21 protein-coding genes are annotated in these 20,165 nt (G+C 49.5%); 7 read left to right on the top strand and 14 right to left on the bottom strand.

What is annotated here, in order from left to right; all coding sequences use genetic code 11:
• Positions 1-52 precede the first annotated feature (52 nt).
• Together groL and groES are read right to left on the bottom strand one after the other, a co-directional pair.
• Positions 53-1,669, bottom strand: coding sequence for a chaperonin GroEL (gene groL, locus BM091_RS04190; RefSeq protein WP_093393725.1), 1,617 nt, complete (start codon positions 1,667-1,669; stop codon positions 53-55).
• 21 nt (positions 1,670-1,690) lie between these two features.
• Positions 1,691-1,990 (bottom strand): co-chaperone GroES, encoded by a 300-nt coding sequence (gene groES, locus BM091_RS04195; RefSeq protein ID WP_093393726.1) that lies wholly within the window; start codon positions 1,988-1,990, stop codon positions 1,691-1,693.
• Positions 1,991-2,245: 255 nt separating this feature from the next.
• On the opposite strand from groES, the gene BM091_RS04200 reads away from it, so the two are divergent.
• The 7 genes from BM091_RS04200 (at position 2,246) to BM091_RS04230 (ending at position 7,795) form a co-directional block, all read left to right on the top strand.
• The gene (locus BM091_RS04200) at positions 2,246-3,190 is read left to right on the top strand and encodes a selenium metabolism-associated LysR family transcriptional regulator (RefSeq protein ID WP_093393728.1); all 945 of its coding nucleotides are present in this window, start codon (positions 2,246-2,248) and stop codon (positions 3,188-3,190) included.
• Positions 3,191-3,332: 142 nt separating this feature from the next.
• Positions 3,333-4,712 (top strand): cytochrome c biogenesis protein ResB, encoded by a 1,380-nt coding sequence (locus tag BM091_RS04205; RefSeq protein WP_093393729.1) that lies wholly within the window; start codon positions 3,333-3,335, stop codon positions 4,710-4,712.
• On the top strand, positions 4,712-5,548 hold the full coding sequence (ccsB, locus tag BM091_RS04210; protein ID WP_093393731.1) for a c-type cytochrome biogenesis protein CcsB: 837 nt from the start codon (positions 4,712-4,714) through the stop codon (positions 5,546-5,548). The genes BM091_RS04205 and ccsB overlap by 1 nt, the downstream gene beginning before the upstream one ends.
• Positions 5,549-5,562: 14 nt before the next feature.
• Complete coding sequence (gene tatB, locus BM091_RS04215; RefSeq protein WP_093393732.1) at positions 5,563-5,880, top strand: Sec-independent protein translocase protein TatB; 318 nt, start codon at positions 5,563-5,565, stop codon at positions 5,878-5,880.
• The gene (tatC, locus tag BM091_RS04220) at positions 5,858-6,640 is read left to right on the top strand and encodes a twin-arginine translocase subunit TatC (protein ID WP_093393733.1); all 783 of its coding nucleotides are present in this window, start codon (positions 5,858-5,860) and stop codon (positions 6,638-6,640) included. The genes tatB and tatC overlap by 23 nt, the downstream gene beginning before the upstream one ends.
• A complete protein-coding gene (locus tag BM091_RS04225; RefSeq protein WP_093393734.1) occupies positions 6,633-7,298 on the top strand; it encodes an XTP/dITP diphosphatase in 666 nt (221 codons plus the stop codon). Before tatC ends, BM091_RS04225 begins: the two co-directional genes overlap by 8 nt.
• A complete protein-coding gene (locus BM091_RS04230; protein WP_143083095.1) occupies positions 7,298-7,795 on the top strand; it encodes a hypothetical protein in 498 nt (165 codons plus the stop codon). Before BM091_RS04225 ends, BM091_RS04230 begins: the two co-directional genes overlap by 1 nt.
• Before the next feature lie 21 nt (positions 7,796-7,816).
• Here BM091_RS04230 and BM091_RS04235 read toward each other — a convergent pair whose 3' ends face one another.
• The 12 genes from BM091_RS04235 to tgt form a co-directional block, all read right to left on the bottom strand.
• Complete coding sequence (locus BM091_RS04235; protein WP_093393737.1) at positions 7,817-8,605, bottom strand: sulfide-dependent adenosine diphosphate thiazole synthase; 789 nt, start codon at positions 8,603-8,605, stop codon at positions 7,817-7,819.
• 12 nt (positions 8,606-8,617) lie between these two features.
• On the bottom strand, positions 8,618-9,406 hold the full coding sequence (locus tag BM091_RS04240) for an energy-coupling factor transporter transmembrane component T family protein (RefSeq protein WP_093393738.1): 789 nt from the start codon (positions 9,404-9,406) through the stop codon (positions 8,618-8,620).
• Positions 9,358-10,110, bottom strand: a complete 753-nt coding sequence (locus BM091_RS04245) for an energy-coupling factor ABC transporter ATP-binding protein (RefSeq protein ID WP_093393740.1) — start codon at positions 10,108-10,110, stop codon at positions 9,358-9,360. Before BM091_RS04245 ends, BM091_RS04240 begins: the two co-directional genes overlap by 49 nt.
• Positions 10,107-10,643: a biotin transporter BioY gene (locus BM091_RS04250; protein ID WP_093393741.1), complete on the bottom strand. Its 537-nt coding sequence runs from the start codon at positions 10,641-10,643 to the stop codon at positions 10,107-10,109. Before BM091_RS04250 ends, BM091_RS04245 begins: the two co-directional genes overlap by 4 nt.
• A 105-nt stretch (positions 10,644-10,748) precedes the next feature.
• Entirely contained in the window at positions 10,749-11,618 is an 870-nt protein-coding gene (locus tag BM091_RS14385; protein ID WP_093393742.1) for a DnaJ domain-containing protein, read from the bottom strand.
• A gap of 77 nt (positions 11,619-11,695) precedes the next feature.
• Positions 11,696-13,447 (bottom strand): radical SAM protein, encoded by a 1,752-nt coding sequence (locus BM091_RS04260; protein ID WP_093393744.1) that lies wholly within the window; start codon positions 13,445-13,447, stop codon positions 11,696-11,698.
• Positions 13,448-13,573: 126 nt separating this feature from the next.
• Positions 13,574-14,899, bottom strand: coding sequence for a cell division protein FtsZ (ftsZ, locus tag BM091_RS04265; RefSeq protein ID WP_245735256.1), 1,326 nt, complete (start codon positions 14,897-14,899; stop codon positions 13,574-13,576).
• Positions 14,900-14,917: 18 nt separating this feature from the next.
• Complete coding sequence (gene ftsA, locus BM091_RS04270; RefSeq protein WP_093393745.1) at positions 14,918-16,156, bottom strand: cell division protein FtsA; 1,239 nt, start codon at positions 16,154-16,156, stop codon at positions 14,918-14,920.
• Positions 16,143-16,922: a cell division protein FtsQ/DivIB gene (locus tag BM091_RS04275; protein ID WP_093393747.1), complete on the bottom strand. Its 780-nt coding sequence runs from the start codon at positions 16,920-16,922 to the stop codon at positions 16,143-16,145. The genes ftsA and BM091_RS04275 overlap by 14 nt, the downstream gene beginning before the upstream one ends.
• Positions 16,909-18,549 carry an L-aspartate oxidase gene (gene nadB, locus BM091_RS04280; RefSeq protein WP_093393748.1) on the bottom strand — a complete coding sequence of 547 codons (1,641 nt, stop codon included), beginning with the start codon at positions 18,547-18,549 and terminating at the stop codon, positions 16,909-16,911. Before nadB ends, BM091_RS04275 begins: the two co-directional genes overlap by 14 nt.
• Positions 18,550-18,577: 28 nt before the next feature.
• Complete coding sequence (locus BM091_RS04285) at positions 18,578-19,048, bottom strand: 23S rRNA (pseudouridine(1915)-N(3))-methyltransferase RlmH (protein ID WP_093393750.1); 471 nt, start codon at positions 19,046-19,048, stop codon at positions 18,578-18,580.
• On the bottom strand, positions 19,020-20,165 hold the full coding sequence (gene tgt / locus BM091_RS04290; protein ID WP_093393751.1) for a tRNA guanosine(34) transglycosylase Tgt: 1,146 nt from the start codon (positions 20,163-20,165) through the stop codon (positions 19,020-19,022). Before tgt ends, BM091_RS04285 begins: the two co-directional genes overlap by 29 nt.

Here is a 20,165-nt window from a genome sequence, read left to right on the forward strand (position 1 = left end):
AAAGTAAACCTCTTACCCCGGCCATTGAGCGGGGTAAGAGGTTTTTGATCAATTAGTATTCAGGCATTGGCGGTGTGGATTCTTTCTTCTTTTCTTCGGGCTTTTCGGCAACCATAGCTTCGGTGGTCAGAAGGAGAGATGCCACGCTTGCGGCGTTCTGGATCGCAAACCTGACCACCTTTGTGGGATCGATAACGCCCGCCTCAATGAGGTCTTCGTACTGCTCGGTCTGGGCGTTGAATCCAAAAGCTCCTTCGCCTTCTTTGACCCGTTCCACCACGATGGAGCCCTCGTAACCGGCGTTCTGGGCAATCTGGCGGAGCGGAGCCTCAAGGGCCTTCATCACGATATCCTTTCCGAAACGCTCTTCTCCGTCGAGCTGCAGTTCTTCAAGGGCTTTCTGACAGCGGAGAAGGGCAACACCGCCTCCCGCAACGATACCTTCTTCGACGGCAGCTCTTGTGGCGTTCAGGGCATCTTCAACTCGAGCCTTCTTTTCTTTGAGCTCCGTCTCCGTTGCCGCACCTACACGAATGACCGCAACGCCTCCGACCAGCTTGGCCAGACGCTCCTGAAGTTTCTCCCGGTCGTAATCGCTGGTGGTTTCTTCGATTTGAGTACGGATCTGCTTAATCCGGGCTTCGATCTGTTCTTTGCTTCCGCCGCCGTCAATTATGGTCGTGTTATCCTTATCTACGACAATTCGCTTGGCCGTTCCAAGATCATTGAGCGTTACGTTTTCGAGCTTTACGCCCAGGTCTTCCGATACGACCTGACCACCCGTGAGGATTGCAATGTCCTGTAGCATGGCTTTACGCCGTTCTCCGAATCCGGGGGCTTTTACGGCACAGACCTTAAGAGTTCCGCGGAGCTTATTCACAACGAGGGTCGCAAGGGCTTCGCCTTCGACATCTTCGGCAATGATGAGCAGGGGCTTGTTCATGCGGGCCACCTGTTCGAGGAGCGGAAGAAGATCTTTCATATTGCTGATCTTCTTCTCGTGGCACAGAACATAGGCATCCTCCAGAACCACTTCCATCTTTTCGGGATCCGTTATGAAATACGGAGAGATGTACCCACGGTCAAACTGCATACCTTCGACCACATCAAGGGTGGTCTCCATGCTCTTGGCTTCTTCTACGGTTATGACGCCTTCTTTTCCGACCTTGCTCATGGCCTCGGCGATGATGTTGCCGATTTCAGGGTCGTTGTTTGCAGAAATGGTTCCGACCTGAGCAATCTCTTTCTGATCTTTGACCTCTTTACTCTGGGCTTTCAGAGCCTCGACTACTTTTTCCACCGCCTTGTCAATTCCTCTTTTCAGGGCCATCGGATTGTGGCCTGCGGCAACGAGTTTGGAACCTTCGTGGAAGATTGCCTGGGCGAGAATGGTTGCCGTTGTCGTACCGTCGCCGGCCACGTCGCTGGTTTTGCTGGCAACCTCTTTAACCATCTGGGCTCCCATATTTTCGAACTTGTCTTCCAGCTCAATTTCTTTGGCGACGGTTACTCCGTCTTTGGTTACCAGAGGAGATCCAAAAGCTTTTTCTATAACGACGTTACGACCCTTTGGTCCAAGCGTTACCTTGACGGCATCAGCCAGGATATCCACACCTCGAATAATTTTTTCACGGGCATTCATTCCGTAAGCGATCATCTTGGCGGGCATAGCTATCCCTCCTCCCTATCGTTATTTAGAGGAATCTTCAATAATGGCGAGGATGTCATCTTCTCTCATGATCAGGAATTCTTCACCTTCAATTTTTACTTCCGTACCGGCATACTTGGAAAAGAGCACTCTATCGCCTTCTTTTACGGTCAGAGGAACGGTCTTGCCGTCGTCCAGGAGTTTTCCGTTACCTACGGCTATGACCTTGCCCTGCTGAGGTTTCTCTTTGGCGGTGTCGGGGATGATAATTCCACCGGGGGTTTTATTCTCCTCTTCCACTCTCTGGACAATGACCCGATCATGAAGCGGTCTCAGCCTCATATCTCCTCTCCTCCCTCCATGGTGTTGTATTTGCCACACCTTCCCTCATTAGCACTCATCATTGTTGAGTGCTAATAACATATAAAAACATCCCCGGAGAAAATCAAGAGGGTCTGAAGGAAAAAATCTCGCCTTTGATCATTCCATCAGATCAATTCCTCTGGACATTTTTCTATTTTAAAAATAAAAAAAATCGATACAAATGTGGTATAAAATCAAGAAATATTAAGATATTGCGGAGAAGAGGTGAGATAAATGGAATCGCTTCTCGATCTTCACAGAATGGAGATCTTCTGCAAAGTCGTGGAGCTTAAGAGCTTTACCCGGGCTGCCGAGTCCATGTACCTGTCGCAGCCGACGGTTAGCGAACACATTCGATACTTGGAGGAAATTCTGGGAGAACCCCTTCTGGATCGCATGGGTCGGGAGGTTCAGCCTACACAGGCAGGGCGTATATTTTATGATTACGCCAGAAGAATGTTGCGGCTTAGAGAGCAGATGGTTCAGGCCCTCAGGGATCATCGTGGTACCGTCTCCGGCAAAATCTACCTTGGAGCCAGTACCATACCCGGAACTTACATTCTACCTGAGCTAATTGCCGGGTTTCGCCTTCAATTCCCTGATGTTACCGTGTCTCTGAAAATAGGAGGATCACGGGCCGTCGTGGATATGATTTTGAACGGAGAGATCGAGATCGGCTTTACCGGAGCAAGGTGGAATGATCCAAAGCTCGAATGGGATGAATTCTGTCTTGATGAAATTGTTCTTGCCGTACCTAAAGATAGTCCTTTTGGGAAGGATGAGGAAATTTCGGGAGAAGATCTCAGTAGAATTCCGTTAATTGTTCGAGAACCCGGGTCGGGCACCAGAAAAATGGCCGAAGAAATATTGAAGAGTCACGGTATCTCGACGGATTCCTTCAGGGTTGTGGCGGAGTTAGGAAGCACAGAAGCGGTTAAACAGGGAATTCGTGCAGGTCTGGGGGGATCGTTTATATCTCGTTTTGCACTTAAGGATGGAGGAGATGTCGGTGAAATTGTACCCCTTCGTATAAAAGGCCTGCGTTTATTAAGACCCTTTTACTTCGTAAGGAGAAAAAAACGTCATTTGTCTCCTGCCGCAAGAATGTTCGTGTCTTTTATAGAAGAAAACAAAAAAGCCCGAAACTTTTGCTTGTCCGGAAAGGAAGAAAAAGGCTAGAAATAGTGCCTTACCCGCAATCGACTGCCCGGGGCCCGTCAGCCCGGATTAGATTGGGACTCCCGGGCTAAAAGGCGGGTCCGTAAGGGTGCTTTTGGCTGTACGGTGCGGGCTCCCCGGATATTTTTTACGGGAGATTGAAATGAGATCACTTCTTCGTTCCTTCTATAGCTTCTGCATTTCTTTGCGGTGTGCCATTTTGCTACTGATTATCATTGCTGTAGCGTCCTGTATCGGAACCCTGGTTCCTCAGGGTATGCCCGATGAGGCGGTTAAGGTAAAATACGGAGCAGATGCTTTTCTGACAAAAATTATAACGGCCATGAATTTTAACGATGTATATCATTCCCTCTGGTTCAGAGCCGTTCTTGCCGCCCTTGCACTGAACTTGATCCTCTGCACTCTGGAGCGGCTTCCCGGAACCCTGCGCCTCTGGTCTCACAAAGAAACGAACATTACACCCGAACGAATAAAAAAGTTCGGGCTCTTTGAGACCATTGCCAGCACGCGGAATTTTGATGACACCCTGGAGGAAAGTAAAAGAACCCTTTCGGAGCGATTTGGTGGCAGACTCGATGCGGTCTATCGCCAGGACAATCTGACGGGTTTTTCCCTTTCCAAGGGAAAGCTTTCTCTTTTTACCGTTTACGGTATCCACGCATCGATTATATTGATTCTCTTTGGAGCCCTTATCGGTTCGATTTTGGGTTTTAGAGGCATTATGAACATTCCGGAGGGTGAAGCTGAAAGGATCGTCCGAATATTTGGGAAGGATAGAGCAATTCGACTGCCCTATGAAATAAAGTGCGAAAAGTTCACCGTAGAGTTTTATCCTCAGGGCACACCCAAGGAATACCGGTCTGAGGTGGTCGTTCTCGAAAATCAGCGTGAAGTGGCCCGTGCACACATCCGGGTAAACGAACCGTTCACATACCGGGGAATTACCTTTTACCAGGCCTCTTACGGCTCGATACTTGAGGAGGCCGCCGTAACCTTCAGGGATGAGACCGGAGGGCAGAGCTATCGTGTAGTTCTTGGGATGAATCGATCGGCACCGTTAGGGGATACAGGCATCGTCGCCCATCTGGTCGATTTCCGTGAGGATTTCAGCGGTTTTGGCCCTGCTCTCGGGATCGTTCTTACGGGGCAGGGGAAGGAACCTGAGGGTTCGTGGATCCTGGCCAGGTTTCCGAAGTTTCACGGCAACAGAATAAACAATTTCAGGGTTGTTGTAGAGGAGATGAAAACCAGGTTTTATACGGGGCTCCAGGTAAAGAGAGACCCGGGAGTGGGTATAGTCATAGCGGGGTTTTGCGCTTTTGCTCTTTTTCTACTTGCCACCTATCTCTGGTCATATAAAAGGATATGGGTTGTTGTGGAGGAAAGAAATCCCGGATCGGTTGTGTACATAGCGGCCAGGTCGAGTAAAAATACCCTGGCTTTCGAGTCGGAGTTTAGAGAATTGGTGAGTAGCCTCAGGGAAAGGCTGGAAACTAGGGAAGACGGTGGAGTTGGTGCCTGATGAAGAGTTCGCTGATTTTGAGTGTTGTTACTTTTGGTTGGCTGGTTTCAGCCCTTTTATACATGATCATGGTGATTTTTCGCAGGGAGAGGTTTGGCAAACTTGGTACGCTGGTTTCCTTTCTGGTTTTATGCCTTCAGACAATAGGGATTTTGCTCAGATGGAAGGAATCCTACGATTTAGGCATAGGCCACGCACCGCTATCCAATCTGTACGAATCTCTTGTCTTTGGAGCCTGGGCGATTATGGTCATATATCTCCTTCTGGAATACCGTTCCCGCTTTCGCTCTTTTGGGGTTATACCGTCTCTTCTTGCTTTTCTGGCTATGGCCTATGCTTCCTTTTCACCAAGAGTGGATGATCGTATTCAACCTCTCGTTCCTGCCCTTAAGAGCAACTGGCTTATAGCTCATGTGATTACCTGTTTTCTGGGATATGCGGCTTTTGCGGTTTCTTTCGGATTGAGCCTGATATTCCTCGCCAGAAAGAAGTTCGAACATTCGAAGCTCCTGGAAGTATTTCCTGCCCCGCGGGTGATCGAAGATCTTAACTACAGGGTTGTCATGTTCGGTTTTATATGGCTCACTCTTGGGATAATTACGGGATCGATCTGGGCCAATTCGGCGTGGGGTTCTTACTGGAGCTGGGATCCCAAGGAAACCTGGTCTCTCATTACCTGGCTTGTTTATGCGGCACTTCTGCACGCAAGAGCCGTTCGTAATTGGCGGGGAACCAGGGTGGCCTGGTTCTCGATAGCCGGATTTTGTTGTGTTTTATTCACCTACTTCGGTGTAAATTTTCTTCTGAGTGGGCTTCACTCTTACGCCACAAAATAAGGTGGCGATAGGCTATGTTTAATATAGGTTTTCAAGAGCTATTGCTTATACTGTTGATTGCCCTTGTTGTGGTCGGCCCCAGGAATTTGCCCAATGTTGCAAGGGCTCTGGGAAGGGCTTTTGCGGAATTCCGGAGAGCGATGAACGAGCTCCAGCAGACCGTTGAATCCACGGATGTCGTAAGAGAGTTTCGCAAAGAGTTTTATCAGGCTCAACACGGCATAAAGGTTCGTCCTCTGGAGACGAATTCTAAAAAAGAAGACGGATTACAGAACCCTGATACTCAGAGCAAAGGCGTAGAGCTGTCTGATGACAAACCTTCGGACACCTGAAGACAGGGCTCCCTTTCTGGATCATCTGGAAGAGTTAAGGCGGCGGATAATCGTCTGTATAGCAGCGGTCCTGGTCGGGACCGTGATAAGTTTTGGTTTTAAAGAAAAGATTTTCAGAATTCTCGTTCGGCCCCTGGTTGAAGCCCTGCCCCAGTCTTCGGGGCACACATTGATTTACACGGCTCCCCACGAGGCCTTTGTGACCTACCTGAAAGTGGCCGTCCTGGCAGGGGTTGGCCTCGCAAGTCCTGTCATCATCTTTGAGTTCTGGAGGTTCGTTGCTCCCGGTTTGTACGAACACGAAAAGAGATACCTCTTTCCCATCGTAGCCGCTTCCGTTATTTTCTTTCTGGGAGGCTCCCTTTTTGGTTATTTCGTGGTCTTTCCCTTTGGGTTTAAGTTCTTTACTTCCTTTGCCACGGACTTCATTACCCCCATGATTTCCACGAAGGAGTTCCTTTCCTTTGCCGTGCGGCTTCTATTGGTTTTCGGTCTTGTTTTTGAGTTACCCCTTATAGTTTTTTTCCTCGCCAGACTCGGGCTGATAACCGACAGGTTTCTTAAACGGCAGAGAAAGTATGCTATCTTGGTCATATTTATTGTTGCCGCCGTTTTAACCCCTCCCGATGTGTTTACCCAGCTCCTTATGGCTGGGCCGCTTCTTGTGCTTTATGAAATAAGTGTCTGGATTGCCTACTTTTTTGGACGAAGGGGTAATGCGGAGAATGGGGAGAAGGAAGAGGTGAATTCAAATGAGTGAGCCGATTATTCTGGTAATTGCCACGCGAAACAGGGGTAAATCCCGGGAAATAAAGGCACTTCTTAAGGACTTTCCCGTTGAAATTAGAGATTTGAACGATTTCGGGCCCATACCGGAAGTCGAGGAAGACGGAAAGACCTTCGAAGAAAACGCTTACAAGAAGGCATCCTTTACTGCCAGGATTTTGGGGTTACCCGCCCTTGCCGATGATTCAGGTCTGGAGGTGGAGGCTCTTGGAGGTCGCCCTGGGGTAATGTCCGCAAGGTTTGCCGGTCCTAACGCCACAGACGAAGAAAACAACGCAAAGCTTTTGAGGGAGCTGGAGGGGGTTGAAAACAGGAGGGCCAGGTTTTGCTGTGTGATATCGATTGCCGTGCCCACCGGTTTTGCCTTAACCTACGAGGGTGTCTGTGAGGGTGAGATTGTGACGGAACCGAGAGGTCGTAACGGCTTTGGTTACGATCCCCTCTTTTATTATCCTCCTCTTGGAAAGACCTTTGCCGAGATGACCATGGAGGAAAAATCGGCCGTCAGCCATCGTGGAAAGGCTCTGAGAGAACTCAGGGATGAGTTCGATAAGGTTTTGGTGTGGATACGTCAGAGGCTTGAAGAAGAAAGGCGTATTTTAGGCTTAATCCATGATCACGATCGGACATGATGACCGCTGACGGTTTCAGAAACGAAGTACTGGGAGTTATCCGTCGCTGGGAGCTCCGTGGGCTACCTCCCCGGTGGACCCTTATAAACACTCTTAAAGAACTCAAGAAACGCCGCGATACGGTAGTTGCCTCTCTTTTTGAAAGCCCTCCTTTGATCCTGACTGCAACTCTTGATGACGGATGGGGAGTGGGCATTGAGGTAATTCACGCCGCCTGTGATGTTCTGGGTATCCCTTATGTTTTTCTGGGGTTGATCGTTTCACCCGAAGTCATAATCAGGAAATGCGAAGAACTTCGACCGGGTGTTCTGGGACTTACAGTTCTCCATGAGTCCAGCCTGATGGATCTGAAGAGCCTTGATCAGAATCTCCCGGAAAATGTGCTGATCCTTGTGGGAGGTATGTGGATCGATTGCCGGGAGTTCTCGAGAAGATTGAAGTACCTGAAAAACGTGCTTGACTTTATGAAATTCTTTCTTGAACCCCCGGGGAAGTGAAAAGCCCCCGGGGGCATGTTCTCAGCTTCCCTGCTTGAGGCGCTCGTCGATCAGATGGGCTACTTTTTCGCCGGAAAGAAGCATACCTCCGAAGATGGGACCCATTCTCGGACCGCCAAAAGTAGCGTTTGCTGCCATTCCGGCAACGAACAGACCGGGAAAAACTTCTCGGGTATTTTCCAGTGTTAGTTTTTCGGCCTCCTCGGACCACATTGACTTTTCGCCTTCGATATTACCCGTTGGTGTCATTAATCTTCCCGGAACCTTCTTGTGAACCACTTTAACCACTTCGGTATCGTGCCCCGTGGCGTCCACAATGTATTTTGCTCTTATTGCGAGGGGATCCACATGCAATCCCGCAATTTCCACGGCGGACCACAGTATGACAAGACCGATAACCCTGTTGGGGCGCATAACGACGTCTTCTACGGTGATGCCGTTAAGGATCGTTACGCCTTTCTGGATGGCTCTTGCGGCAAGAAGGCTGACGGTTTCAATGGCATCGGCCGTGTAGTAGTTCTCTTCATAACGGTTCACCCTCACGCCGAACTCTTCGAGTATCCTCCTCGCTTCATCCTGAACCACTATCTCATTGAAAAGCATGCCTCCACCCCAGATTCCGCCTCCAACGCTGAGCTTCCTTTCGAAAATGGTTACCCTGTAACCCTTTTGAGCCAGATGGTAGCCGGCAACAAGCCCCGAAGGCCCTGCGCCTACAATCGCCACATCAACATCGAGATTGCCAGTGATCTTAGCATGATAACGATCGATAATAGCTCTGGTAATGATAATTTCGTTTAGCTCTGCCATCTTTTTCCCTCTTTACGATAATTTAGCCCCTAAAGCCCAATCGATTGCAAAGGTAAGTATTGCAAATACCATAATGGCAATCAATGCAAAAATGTCCTGCTTCTTCAAAGGATTGGCCTTTACAGGGAGATCCTCCCGGTAGCCTCTGGCCTGCAGGGCCGTGGCTATGTCTTCTGCTATTGTAAGGCTTCGCCTTACGAAAGCGGGCATAACATGGCGTATTATAATGCCCGGGCCGGACGACCCCGTGCGGGCTCGGGCGGCCAGTTCAATTTTGCGGTATTCACCCATAAGGTAGGGTACGAAACGCAGGGTTAAAGTGATCATAGTAGTAAGCCTGTGGTTCCAGTGCAGAGGTAGAAACCGGAAAAAGGAATTGATAGCCTGAACCGTTTCTGATGGAGAGGTAGTGGCCGTGAGGATTACCGCAAAAGATATGAGTGTCATTATCTTCCAGCATACCACACATCCACTGATAATCCCTTCGGTGCTGAAGATTGATCTGTCAGGAGGTAGTTTCAATGCGTTCATCAGGAGAATCAGGAGGAGCAGGTACCACCAGGTTGCCGGCATTCGGAAATGGCGCAGAATGGGTTTGTGTGTCGCAAATACCGTGAGGGCCGTCAGAGTAAAGACGGCCAGCCCCGGAGGGCCGGTTTTTAAAACCAGTGTGCTCATCGTCATAAAGGATAGCCATTTGCATCGTGCATCCCATCGGTAAAGCCATCCTTCCGAAGGGATATAGTGGAAAATTAGCTCATGATCCGCGCCGCTGGCCGAAGGCCGTATAAAGCATAGCATGGCGGGCGTACTCCGTATTTTTCAAGTCCCGGGAAGAGTTCTTCCGGCCTGTGGGATACACAGGCAACTCGTCCGTTGTTGAGAATAGCCAGGGCCGTTGCATAAGGAGCAACCACATCGAGGTCGTGGGTTGCTACCACCAGGGTATGTCCTTCTCGATTAAGCCTTATAAGGCAGTCGAGAACCGATCTGGTTGAAGGATAGTCGAGGTTCGCAAAAGGTTCGTCAAGCAGAAAGACCCGTGGTTTCATTGCAAGTACCGAAGCAATTGAGAGCCTTTTTTTCTCACCGCCGGAAAGAAGGTGGCAGGGTTTTTCGGCGAGATGCAGGAGATTGCAGAACTCCAGGGCCTCGAAGACCCGTTTTTCAATTTCTTGCTCCGGTAATCCCATATACTTCAACCCCAGTGAAACGTCTTCTTTAACGGTTTCGCCGAGGATCTGGTGCTCTGGATTCTGAAAGACCAGGCCGAATGTCGGCGATTTCAATTTGCCCTTTTTGCCTTCATCCGGGCAACCGGTGACCGTGATTTCACCCTGTTGGGGCTTCAGTAGCCCCGCCATTGCTTTCAGGAGTGATGACTTACCACTACCGTTGGGTCCGCATACTAGAAAGATAGATCCTGGAGGAATTGAAAGATCCACACTTTCAAAGGCTACGGTGCCGTCTGGGTATGTGAACGTAAGATTTCTTATCTCTATCATGTGGTATGAGTCCCGGCAGGTAGGATCACTTTATTTAATCTGGATGCCACTATAGCTGCTCCGGCGGCCTTGAGGGCGTCTCCGGGCAGGAAAGGAAAGCAGCCCACGGCCAAGGTTTTAGCCCAGCTCATCCCGGTAACCACGTGTAGCCACAGGAGCCCGGGAATGTAAACTATAAGCCCTCCTGCCAGCACGGCCAGAACGTTACGCCATCTTTGATTGCCAAAGGCTTGCGAATGGGAAATAAGGCCGGCAATCCATGCCGAAGCCACAAAGCCGAACAGGTATCCTCCTGTCGGCCCCACGAGATGGGCAAGACCGCTTTTCCCTCCGGCAAAAACCGGAAACCCCATTGCTCCTATAACGAGATAAAGTATTACGCTCAGAGCGCCCCAGAGGGGTCCTAAAACCAGGCCTGAGAGAAGCACGAAGAAGTTGTTCAAAATTATGGGGACGGGCCCAATGGGAATGTAAATATAAGCTCCGATGCACATCATAGAAGCGAACAGGGCAGAATAAACCATCTGACGCATTTAACCACCACCTCCGCCAGCAGTTAAGTTACGGATTAATGTTAATAGCCTAATGTGGATTGGTTTACAAGTGGGATAATCGGGCGAGGGTCTTTTTTGGGGTTTTCAGGTGAGCTTTACCCTGAGGTACAGATCGCCTCGCTTGCCGTCGTTAGAGCTTACGTGGCCCATGCCCTTAAGTCGGATTTTTACACCCTCTCTTACTCCGGCAGGTATTTTAACCTCTACGGTTTTTAAAGAATCAAGGTGAGGTAATTTCACGGTTATATTTCCGCCTTTTTCGGCTACGTCCCGGGGAAGGTTTATGTCCATAAATACGTCGGATTCGGGTTCTTCTGGTGGCGCAGTACGGGCCGGCGGAAGAACCCCGCTTTTTTCGAGAATAAAACCTCCGATCTTCTTTCCGAGAGATCCTACAAGCCGAAGGCCCTTTTCCAAGATTGACGGTTTACTTTGTTTCGGTATGTAGTCGTCCAGGTTAATCTTTTGGAAACTTTCACTTTTCCGTTCCCTGTGGCCGTATTGGATATGCATGGGGCCGAATATGAAGCCCCCGAAGAGGACGGTTCTTCCACCGAAAAAGATGCGGTTAAAAAATTGTTCGTCGAAACGTATTCCCATTCTGGAAAGTTCTCTCTGAATTTCCCGGAAAAGATCCAGGGTTTCGGGATTACGGAAAAGAGTCTGAAAGAGATCTTCCTGAGAATAGTAGAACCTTCTGCCGTATCTTTCGTAGTCCCGCCCCTTCCCGGAAAACTCTCGCATCCTGTCATATTCGGCTCTTTTGGTCGGATCTATCAGTACGGCATAGGCTTCGCTGATTTTTTTGAATCGTTCTTCTGCCTCCGGGTTACCGGGATTCCTGTCGGGATGGTATTCTAAAGCCAGTTTCCTGTAGGCTCTTTTTATTTCTTCCTTCGTTGCGTTTGGGGGTACGCCGAGGATTTCGTAGTAATCTTCTGCTGCAAACCTCATGGTTACCTTCCGCTTTGTGCAAAATTAGCATTAGGACGGCTAAATTATATCCATTCCTGATGGGCAATCCACACTTTTTATTGTCCGCCCTGTCGATACCTGTTGCAGACTCCACAGATTTTGCATGACGGCCTTTCATTACACCCCGGCGACTCTATCCCCTGAAGTGCCCGCTCGTACTCCGAGCGAAGAAATTCTTTGCGAATCCCATGATCTATAATTTCCCAGGGGAAAAATTCTCTTTCCCCCCGTTCTCTGTAAACCCAGAAGTCGGGATTCCACTGGCTTTGCTTCATGGCACGCTGCCAGCCTGATTCGACCGCGGCTGCAACGATATCTCCCACTCGACTGTCTCCTCTGGCCAGTAAAGCCTGTACGTAGGCCCATTTGGGCATATCGGAGTGAAACCTGACGTTAGGGACTTTTCCAAGTCCTTTGCGGAGTATCTTGATCCTTTCTTTCAGCTCTTCGACCCGTTCGAAAGATGCCCATTGAAAGGGGGTAAATGGCTTGGGAACGAAGCAGTTAACGTTTACCACGAGATTTCCTGCGTTTCCTTTTCCTCTGGCCGTTTTCATCATCTCATGGCGGATTTTTTTTACCAGTCTTACGATGTCTTCCACATCTTCACGTGTTTCCGTCGGGAGACCTATCATAAAATAGAGTTTGATGCTTCGCATCTGAGCCCTTACGAAGCTTTCTACGGCGTTTATTATCGTTTCTTCATTGATTTTCTTGTTTACAGAGCGCCTGAGTTTTTCCGACCCTGCCTCCGGAGCAATGGCGGCCGAGTGATGATCGCCTGTTTGAAGGGCTTTTACGATCGATTCTCTGAGGCCGTCTGCCCGCAGGGACGAAAAGGAGACCTGAATGTTTTCCCCTGCAAGTGCAGAGCATATAAGGTCTATATCGGGATGATCTCCCACTGCGGCACTGATAAGGCCACATCTGGAACTTCTGCCCAGGACAGAAGAGACGACTGAGTCTCCCGGATGAAACCTCGGGGGACGGTAGATGTAACCGGCAGCACAAAATCTGCATCCTCTGCCGCATCCCCTGCCTATTTCAACCAGGGTAACATCGCTGAATTCCGTTTTGGGAGTTGTTATGACGGACCGGGCAATGGTAAAGGAATCCGATAAGGCCTTTTGAACGGGAATTCGCTCCGGGAGGTCCTTAAATTCCGGTTCAACGGTTCGCAATGTGCCGTCTGAGTTGTACTCCTCACGGTAAAATTGAGGGACATAAATTCCTTTTACGGAACGGGCAAGCTCAAGAAGCCATTCTCTGCGGTTTTTGCCTCTGGGCTGAGACCTGCAGTAATCCAGGAATGTTTTCTGGAATACTTCTGCTTCTCCAACGAATACGAAATCCATGAAGGGGGCCAGGACCTGGGGATTGAGAAAAGCCGTCACCCCTCCCATTGCAACCAGTGGGTGTTCGGCAGTCCGCTCTTTCGATCTTAAAGGAATTTTGGCCCACTTGAGTATTTTCAAAACGTTTGTGTAATCGTTTTCGAAAGGGACGGAAAATATAAGAAAATCAAAGTCTCTTACGGGTTTTTGAGATTCCAGTGAGATAAGAGGTCCTTGATCATTTTCCAGAATTTTTTCGTCCTCGGGTTCCGGAAAAAAGACTCTTTCACAGACAACATCGTCCGGGACATTAAACAGGCCGTAGACGGTCTGATAACCCAGGTTAGACATGCCGAGATGATATCGGTTGGGAAAGGCCAGAGCTACGGTTATCTTGCCTCCCCAGTCTTTTTTGACGGTACCTCGTTCGTGCTTAAGCCATTCAAGCTGGGTTTGTTTTAATTTCCAGAGCATGGTCTGAAACTTTCGACATGGACCCGTAAGCGCCGGATTGCCGATTCGGGTTCGAAACCTACAGGAAGCTTGTTGGGTTTCGTTGGGGGTTCAACCATGCTCCGGAAAAGGTATTGACTCATTTCATCAATCAACCTGCCTGCGTATGAAGGTTGGAATCGTGAGATCCTCATCCTCCGTTATGGCCTTTCGGATTCGCCTGAAAATGGATTGCTTTTTCTGCTGGCGATCTTCCTGCAGATCCTCGTCGGGATTCCGGTTTAGATCCCTGCGGATCTCCGCTCCTCTTCCACGGCCCTGCCTTTCGAAGGGGGGAACTTCGAGATAAACATAATCCGGATCGGGTATCATGTTTTCGGCAATCGGGTCCGCCGTTCTGACCCGCGTGGGTCTCACAACCCGGGGACTCTGCTGAACCCGTCCTTCCTGCTGTTTCCTCGTCGATCCCATGCCGGTAGCTATGACGGTAACGCGAAGCTCCTCTCCAAAGGACGGATCAATGGCAGTTCCGAGGAATATCTCTGCGTCTTCGTCAACCTCGCTGTTTATAATGCTGGATACCTCCTCGAACTCGTGCATGGTCAGATCGGGGCCGGCGGTGATATTTACGAGTATGGATTTTGCTCCGTGTATGGAAATATCTTCCAGTAGTGGGCTTGAAATGGCCTGATTTGCTGCATCGGAGGCACGGTTTTCTCCTCTGCCGATTCCGGTGCCCATAAGCGCCATTCCGCCTTCGCTCATCACGGAACGAACATCTGCAAAATCCAGGTTTATGTATCCGGGATTGACGATGAGATCCGATATGCCTTTGACGGCGTAGTAGAGTACATCGTCGGCTTTCTTAAACATTTCCAGGAAGGTTGCCCGTTTATCTGCAAGAGTCGTTAGTCTGTCGTTGGGTATGGTGATGATGGTATCCACCACCTCTTCAAGCCTTGATAGGCCTTCCATGGCATTTTTCATACGGGCCCGTCCTTCGAAAGAAAAAGGCTTGGTTACGACGGCGACGGTCAATATGCCCAGTTCCTTGCAGACTCTTGCAACTACGGGAGCTCCTCCTGTACCGGTTCCTCCACCGAGACCGGCAGTAATGAAGACCATATCGCTTCCGTCCAGTACCTGTTTGATTTTTTCCACTTCTTCCTCTGTCGCCTTGGCGCCGAGCTCCGGATTGCCTCCTGCTCCCAGACCGCGGGTAAGGGTGGTGCCGAGCTGAATCTTTACCGGAGCGTGACACCTTTGCAGTATCTGGTAATCTGTATTGGCCGCTATGAATTCAACTCCGTCGAGTCCCGAGTTTATCATGTTATTTATGGCGTTGTTTCCGGCACCGCCAATCCCGAAAACCTTAATTCGGGCCTGGGTTTCTACAAAATCCCCCGAGTTCATCATTTCGTTACCATGGGAGCCGGAAAAATCATACCTGGGCCGGTTTTTTTTCCCATCCATTTTCATCCCCCTTGTTTATTAAAGCTCATTCAGCCATGTTTTCAATTTTTGCCAGATCCTTCCAAGCCATCCTTCTGATTCTACACTCCTTCTTGAAAAAATCTTCTCCGAATATTCTGAGTCCGAAATGGCCGACATAATCAAACCGGCGGCAGTGGAAAACATGGGGTTTTTGATGGTATCTTGAAGTCCCCCGAAGGCATAAGGAAAACCTATTCTTACGGGAAGCTCAAATATGGTTTCGGCCAGTTCTCTAATGCCCGGAAGCAGCGCAACTCCACCGGTCAGGACTATCCCGGCGTGGAGTTGGTCTCCGTAGCCCGATCTCGTGAGTTCCCAGTCCACGATGGTGAGTATTTCGTCAACTCTGGCTTCGATAATTCGTCCCAGAAGCTGTGGGTCAACCTTTTTCATGTGGTGACCGCTTACCGATCCAACTCTTATATCGGCCGATTTATCTATCCTGCTGGCCAGAGCATTTCCGTAAGCTCGTTTGATGCGTTCGGCTTCATCCAGGGAAGTACGCAGCCCCACGGAGATGTCACTGGTTATGTTATTCCCCCCCAGACCTATTACCGCAGTATGTCTCACCGAACCGCGACTGAAGATTGCAATGTCCGTGGTTCCTCCCCCCATGTCAATTACGGCGACTCCCAGTTCCTTTTCGTCCGGGTACAGTACGGCTTTGCTCGATGCAAGAGACTCCAGAGAAAAGCTCTCGACATATAATCCTGCTTTCTCACAGCATTTTTCAATGTTCCTGAGGGCTGTTGATGCAACCGTGACTATGTGAACCCTGACCTCCAATCTGACCCCACTCATGCCCAGAGGGTCCATGATTCCCTTTTGATCGTCCACTATAAATTCCTGAGGGATGACATGGAGAATTTCTCGATCGTGGGGAAGGGCTATTGCTTGAGCGGCATCCATCACCCGCTCGATATCACCGGGCATAACCTCACGGTTTTTTATTGCCACAACCCCCGTGCTGTTCTCGCTCTTGATGTGCGTTCCGGCAATTCCCACATGTACACGCTCAATTTCACAGCCCGCCATAAACTGGGCATCCGAGACGGCTCTTTTTATTGCCTGGACGGTTTTGTCCACGTTTATTACCATACCACCGCGCATGCCGTAGGACGGTGAAGTTCCGACGCCAATAATGTTCAATCCCTCGGGGTTGACTTCACCCACTACGGCGCAGATCTTGGTGGTACCCACATCAAGACCAACTATTATCTCATTACCGCGTGCCATGTTTTTCCTTTCCGTCCGTCAAGCACGGGCGTACATAGGCTTTCCGCCTATATCTGATATCGAGTTCCAGTTTTATGTCCCTTTCGGAATTGATCAGATTCCTCTGCATAATCCTCTTGGCGATTTTGATGCGCCTGTCAAAATCTTCAAAACCAAGGACAATCTGGATATTTTCGGTATCTATCAAAAACCCCCTTTCGGCACTATAATTCAAAGCATAAGATCCAGCAGGGAAGCGATTTTCTGCCACAGCCCTCAACAAAGAGGAAAGCCTTTGAAGAAACTCTGAACGCAGATAGCCGATCTTTCCCTGACCGATAACGACATCGTTGCACTGTTCCACTTTAACAACCCGGGAGCTCAAATAACACTCATTGCATTTATCGAAAACTGCGCCGAAATTGTCAATATAATAACATTCATTACAGCACAGTGTGACAAAGGGCTGGCGCTCAAGAACCTCAACGGATAGAACCTGCGGAAAATCCCATCTTACAAAGGCTTCCCGTATCCATGGATGATTTTCCAGCCGTTGCGCAAGGTCCGGCAGGGAGTACCACCATATCGAGGCTCCCTGAGGTATCCCAAGAGCATCGTATATTTCGGACCTGCTAAGGTGTTTGTTCCCCTTAATGTCTATGCGTTGAATGCGCCATGGCGATGCCGTGGATAAGGCGTTGTAAATCCTGATTCCCAGAAAGGAAGCTACGGAACATAGAGCCAGACATGTAATGACGAGAAAAAGGAAGCCCTTATTCTGATTCATTGTCCCTTACGATAATCGTATCTTTTTGCCATTTTTCGTCGTCCTTTTTGGGGTGATCCAGATTATAATGCAGTCCCCGACTTTCTTTTCGTTTCAGTGCACAGGACACGATGAGCTGGGCTACAAGAGACAGATTGCGTAATTCGAGGGCGTCCGTATTAAGGGGTATATTCGGCATGTGTTCTTCGATTTCTCTTCGTATCTGTGCGATGTGGTTTTGAGCCAGCTCCAGCCTCTTATCACGCCTTACGATTCCCACGTAATTCCACATAATTTTCCTGATAACATCCCAATTGTGGGCAATAAAGACCATTTCACTCTGGTTGGCTTCCAGGGCTGTCCGGAAGGGATTGTCCAGACTTTTTACATCGGGGAACTTTACTTTTTTCAAGGATTCGGCGTTGGCAGCAATATCCAGATAGGCCTGATGGGCGAAGACCACCGCTTCCAGCAAAGAATTACTTGCAAGGCGATTTGCGCCGTGTAGCCCTGTGCATGCACACTCACCGATAGCATAAGCTCGTTCTATGGAAGTTCTTCCGAAGCTGTCCGTTTGTATGCCGCCACACATGTAGTGAGCCGCAGGGACGACGGGAATCGGTTCCTTTGCCATATCGATGCCCAAAGAGAGGCATTTTTGATAGATGTTGGGGAATCGCTTGATCAGGAAGTCTCTGCCGCGATGGGTTATGTCCAGGAATACGCAGTCATCGCCGCTCTGCTTCATTTCGGTATCTATTGCCCTAGCAACGACGTCTCTGAAGGCGAGATCCCCAAGAGGATGATACTTGTGCATGAAAGGTCGGCCATGCCGGTCTATGAGCCTCCCGCCTTCACCTCTTACGGCTTCCGATATGAGGAAGTTCTTCGCCTTGGGATGGTAAAGGCAGGTTGGATGGAATTGCACGAATTCCAGATTTGCCAGACGGGCACCTGCCCGATAAGCCATTGCAAGTCCGTCTCCCGTAGCAACGTCGGGGTTGCTGGTGTAAAGATATACCTTTCCGGCTCCTCCGGTACACAGAACCGTAGCTTTTGCCAGAAAAACATCAACCTCCGAAGACTCTCTCCTCAGGGCATAAACCCCCCAGCAGGTTTTTCTCTGATTTCTGAGAATGTCTCCAATCCTGAAGCCCTCGTACTCAACTATGAGGTCTATGGCAAAGGTATTTTCAAAGATGGTTATGTTAGGGTGTTTTTCTGCGGCCCTGATAAGTGCTTTTTCGATGGCCTGACCCGTCATATCCTGGGCGTGGACAATGCGGTTCCTGCTGTGTCCTCCTTCTCTACCCAGATCGAATTCCAGAGGGCCATCACCTCTTCGGGTAAACTCAACTCCCCACTCAACGAGTTCTTTTATACGCTCCGGAGCCGATCTTACGACCAGTTCTACGATTTCTCTCTTGCAGAGACCGTCTCCGGCTGCAAGGGTGTCCTGAATGTGCAGATCAAAAGAGTCGTCGGGCCCCAGGGCAGAAGCTATGCCCCCCTGGGCATAATTGGTTGACGTCTCAAGCTTGTCTTTTTTGGTTACGATGGCGACCGTGCCCATGGATGCCGCTTTCAGTGCAAAGGTAAGCCCTGCTATGCCACTTCCGATCACGAGAAAGTCGAATTCGTGCTCCATGGTTTACTCCGATTACACTTATCGTTGACTACTTATGATAGGGTATCCCCCGGATAATTGAAAAGGCCCTGTAAGTTTGCTCAAGTACTATAACACGCGCCAGATCGTGAGGAAACGTCATCGGTGATAGGGAGAAAATTTTCTGAGCCGCTTTTTTTACTTCCGAGCCGATGCCAAGGGGTCCTCCGATAACCATCGAGACCCGCTTTATTCCCTGCCGTTCCCATGCACCAAGGACCTCCGCATACTCAACCGATGACATCATTTCACCGCTGGAATCCCAGACTACCAGTACGTCGGAAGGATCGGTGGCGTCCAGAATGCGCTTTCCTTCTGCCTGTAGTATCAATTCGGGGGTTTTTGAAGAGGTAATTTTTTCTTCACGTACCGTTTTGATCTCAATTCGGGTAAAACGGGCCAACCTATCTGCATAGAATTTAATCAACCGCCCCATGTCCCTGTGCCCCGTTTTACCCACGAAAATGAAGTTCAGCTTCATTTTGTTCCCATCTTTTTGCGTAAAATTCCTTTCGCCACTCCATGAAATTCCCTTTTGTAATGGCTTCCCGAATTTTCTCCATCAGGGACAGGTAATAATGAACATTGTGGATGGTGTTCAGGCGGTAAGCGAGAAGCTCTCTAGACACATAAAGATGCCTTAAATAGGCCCTGCTGAATTTTCGACAGGTATAGCAGTCACACTCGGGATCTACGGGAGATCCGTCCACAACATAGGCGGAATTTTTGATATTTATCCTGCCGAAGGAGGTGAAAAGAGTTCCATTACGGGCATTTCTCGTGGGCAGTACGCAATCGAACATATCCACACCGAGCCTTACTCCTTCGACGATGTCTTCGGGAGTCCCAACCCCCATCAGATACCTTGGTGCATCTTCGGGAAACTGGGGGAGCGTTTTTTCGAGAACTTCCAGCATCATCTCTTTCGGTTCTCCTACCGAAAGGCTTCCCAGAGCGTAGCCGTCAAAACCGATTTCCACAAGCCGTTCAAGGCATTCCATGCGAAGGTCAGCAAAAACACTGCCCTGAACTATCCCGAAAAGGGCCTGATCCACCTTCCCATGCCTCTTTTTGCCCCTGATAGCCCACCTCAAGGTGCGCTCCATCGACAGGCGAGCATATTCCCTGTCAACGGGGTAGGGGGTACACTCGTCAAAACTCATGGCAATGTCGGATCCAAGGATTTCCTGAATCTCTATCGCCTTTTCCGGCGTCATCATATGCCTGGACCCGTCGATGTGGGAATGGAACAGGACTCCTTCCTCGGATATTTCCCGGATTTTCGCAAGGCTGAAAACCTGAAAGCCTCCACTGTCCGTAAGAATAGCCCCATCCCATCCCATGAAGCCGTGGAGACCGCCAAATCGAGAAATCACCTCTGTCCCCGGCCTCAGGTAAAGATGATAGGTGTTGCCGAGAATAATGCGGCAGTTCATTTTTTGAAGATCCTCGGGGTCAAGACTTTTTACCGTTGCCTGGGTACCCACGGGCATGAAGACGGGAGTATCCACGGAACCGTGAGCCGTATGAAGGCGGCCCAGTCTTGCATTGCACGACGGATCTTTATTCAAAACGGAAAAGGAGAAAACCCTATCCAT

This window comes from Thermodesulforhabdus norvegica (genome assembly GCF_900114975.1).
Taxonomy (GTDB): Bacteria; Desulfobacterota; Syntrophobacteria; order Syntrophobacterales; family Thermodesulforhabdaceae; genus Thermodesulforhabdus; species Thermodesulforhabdus norvegica.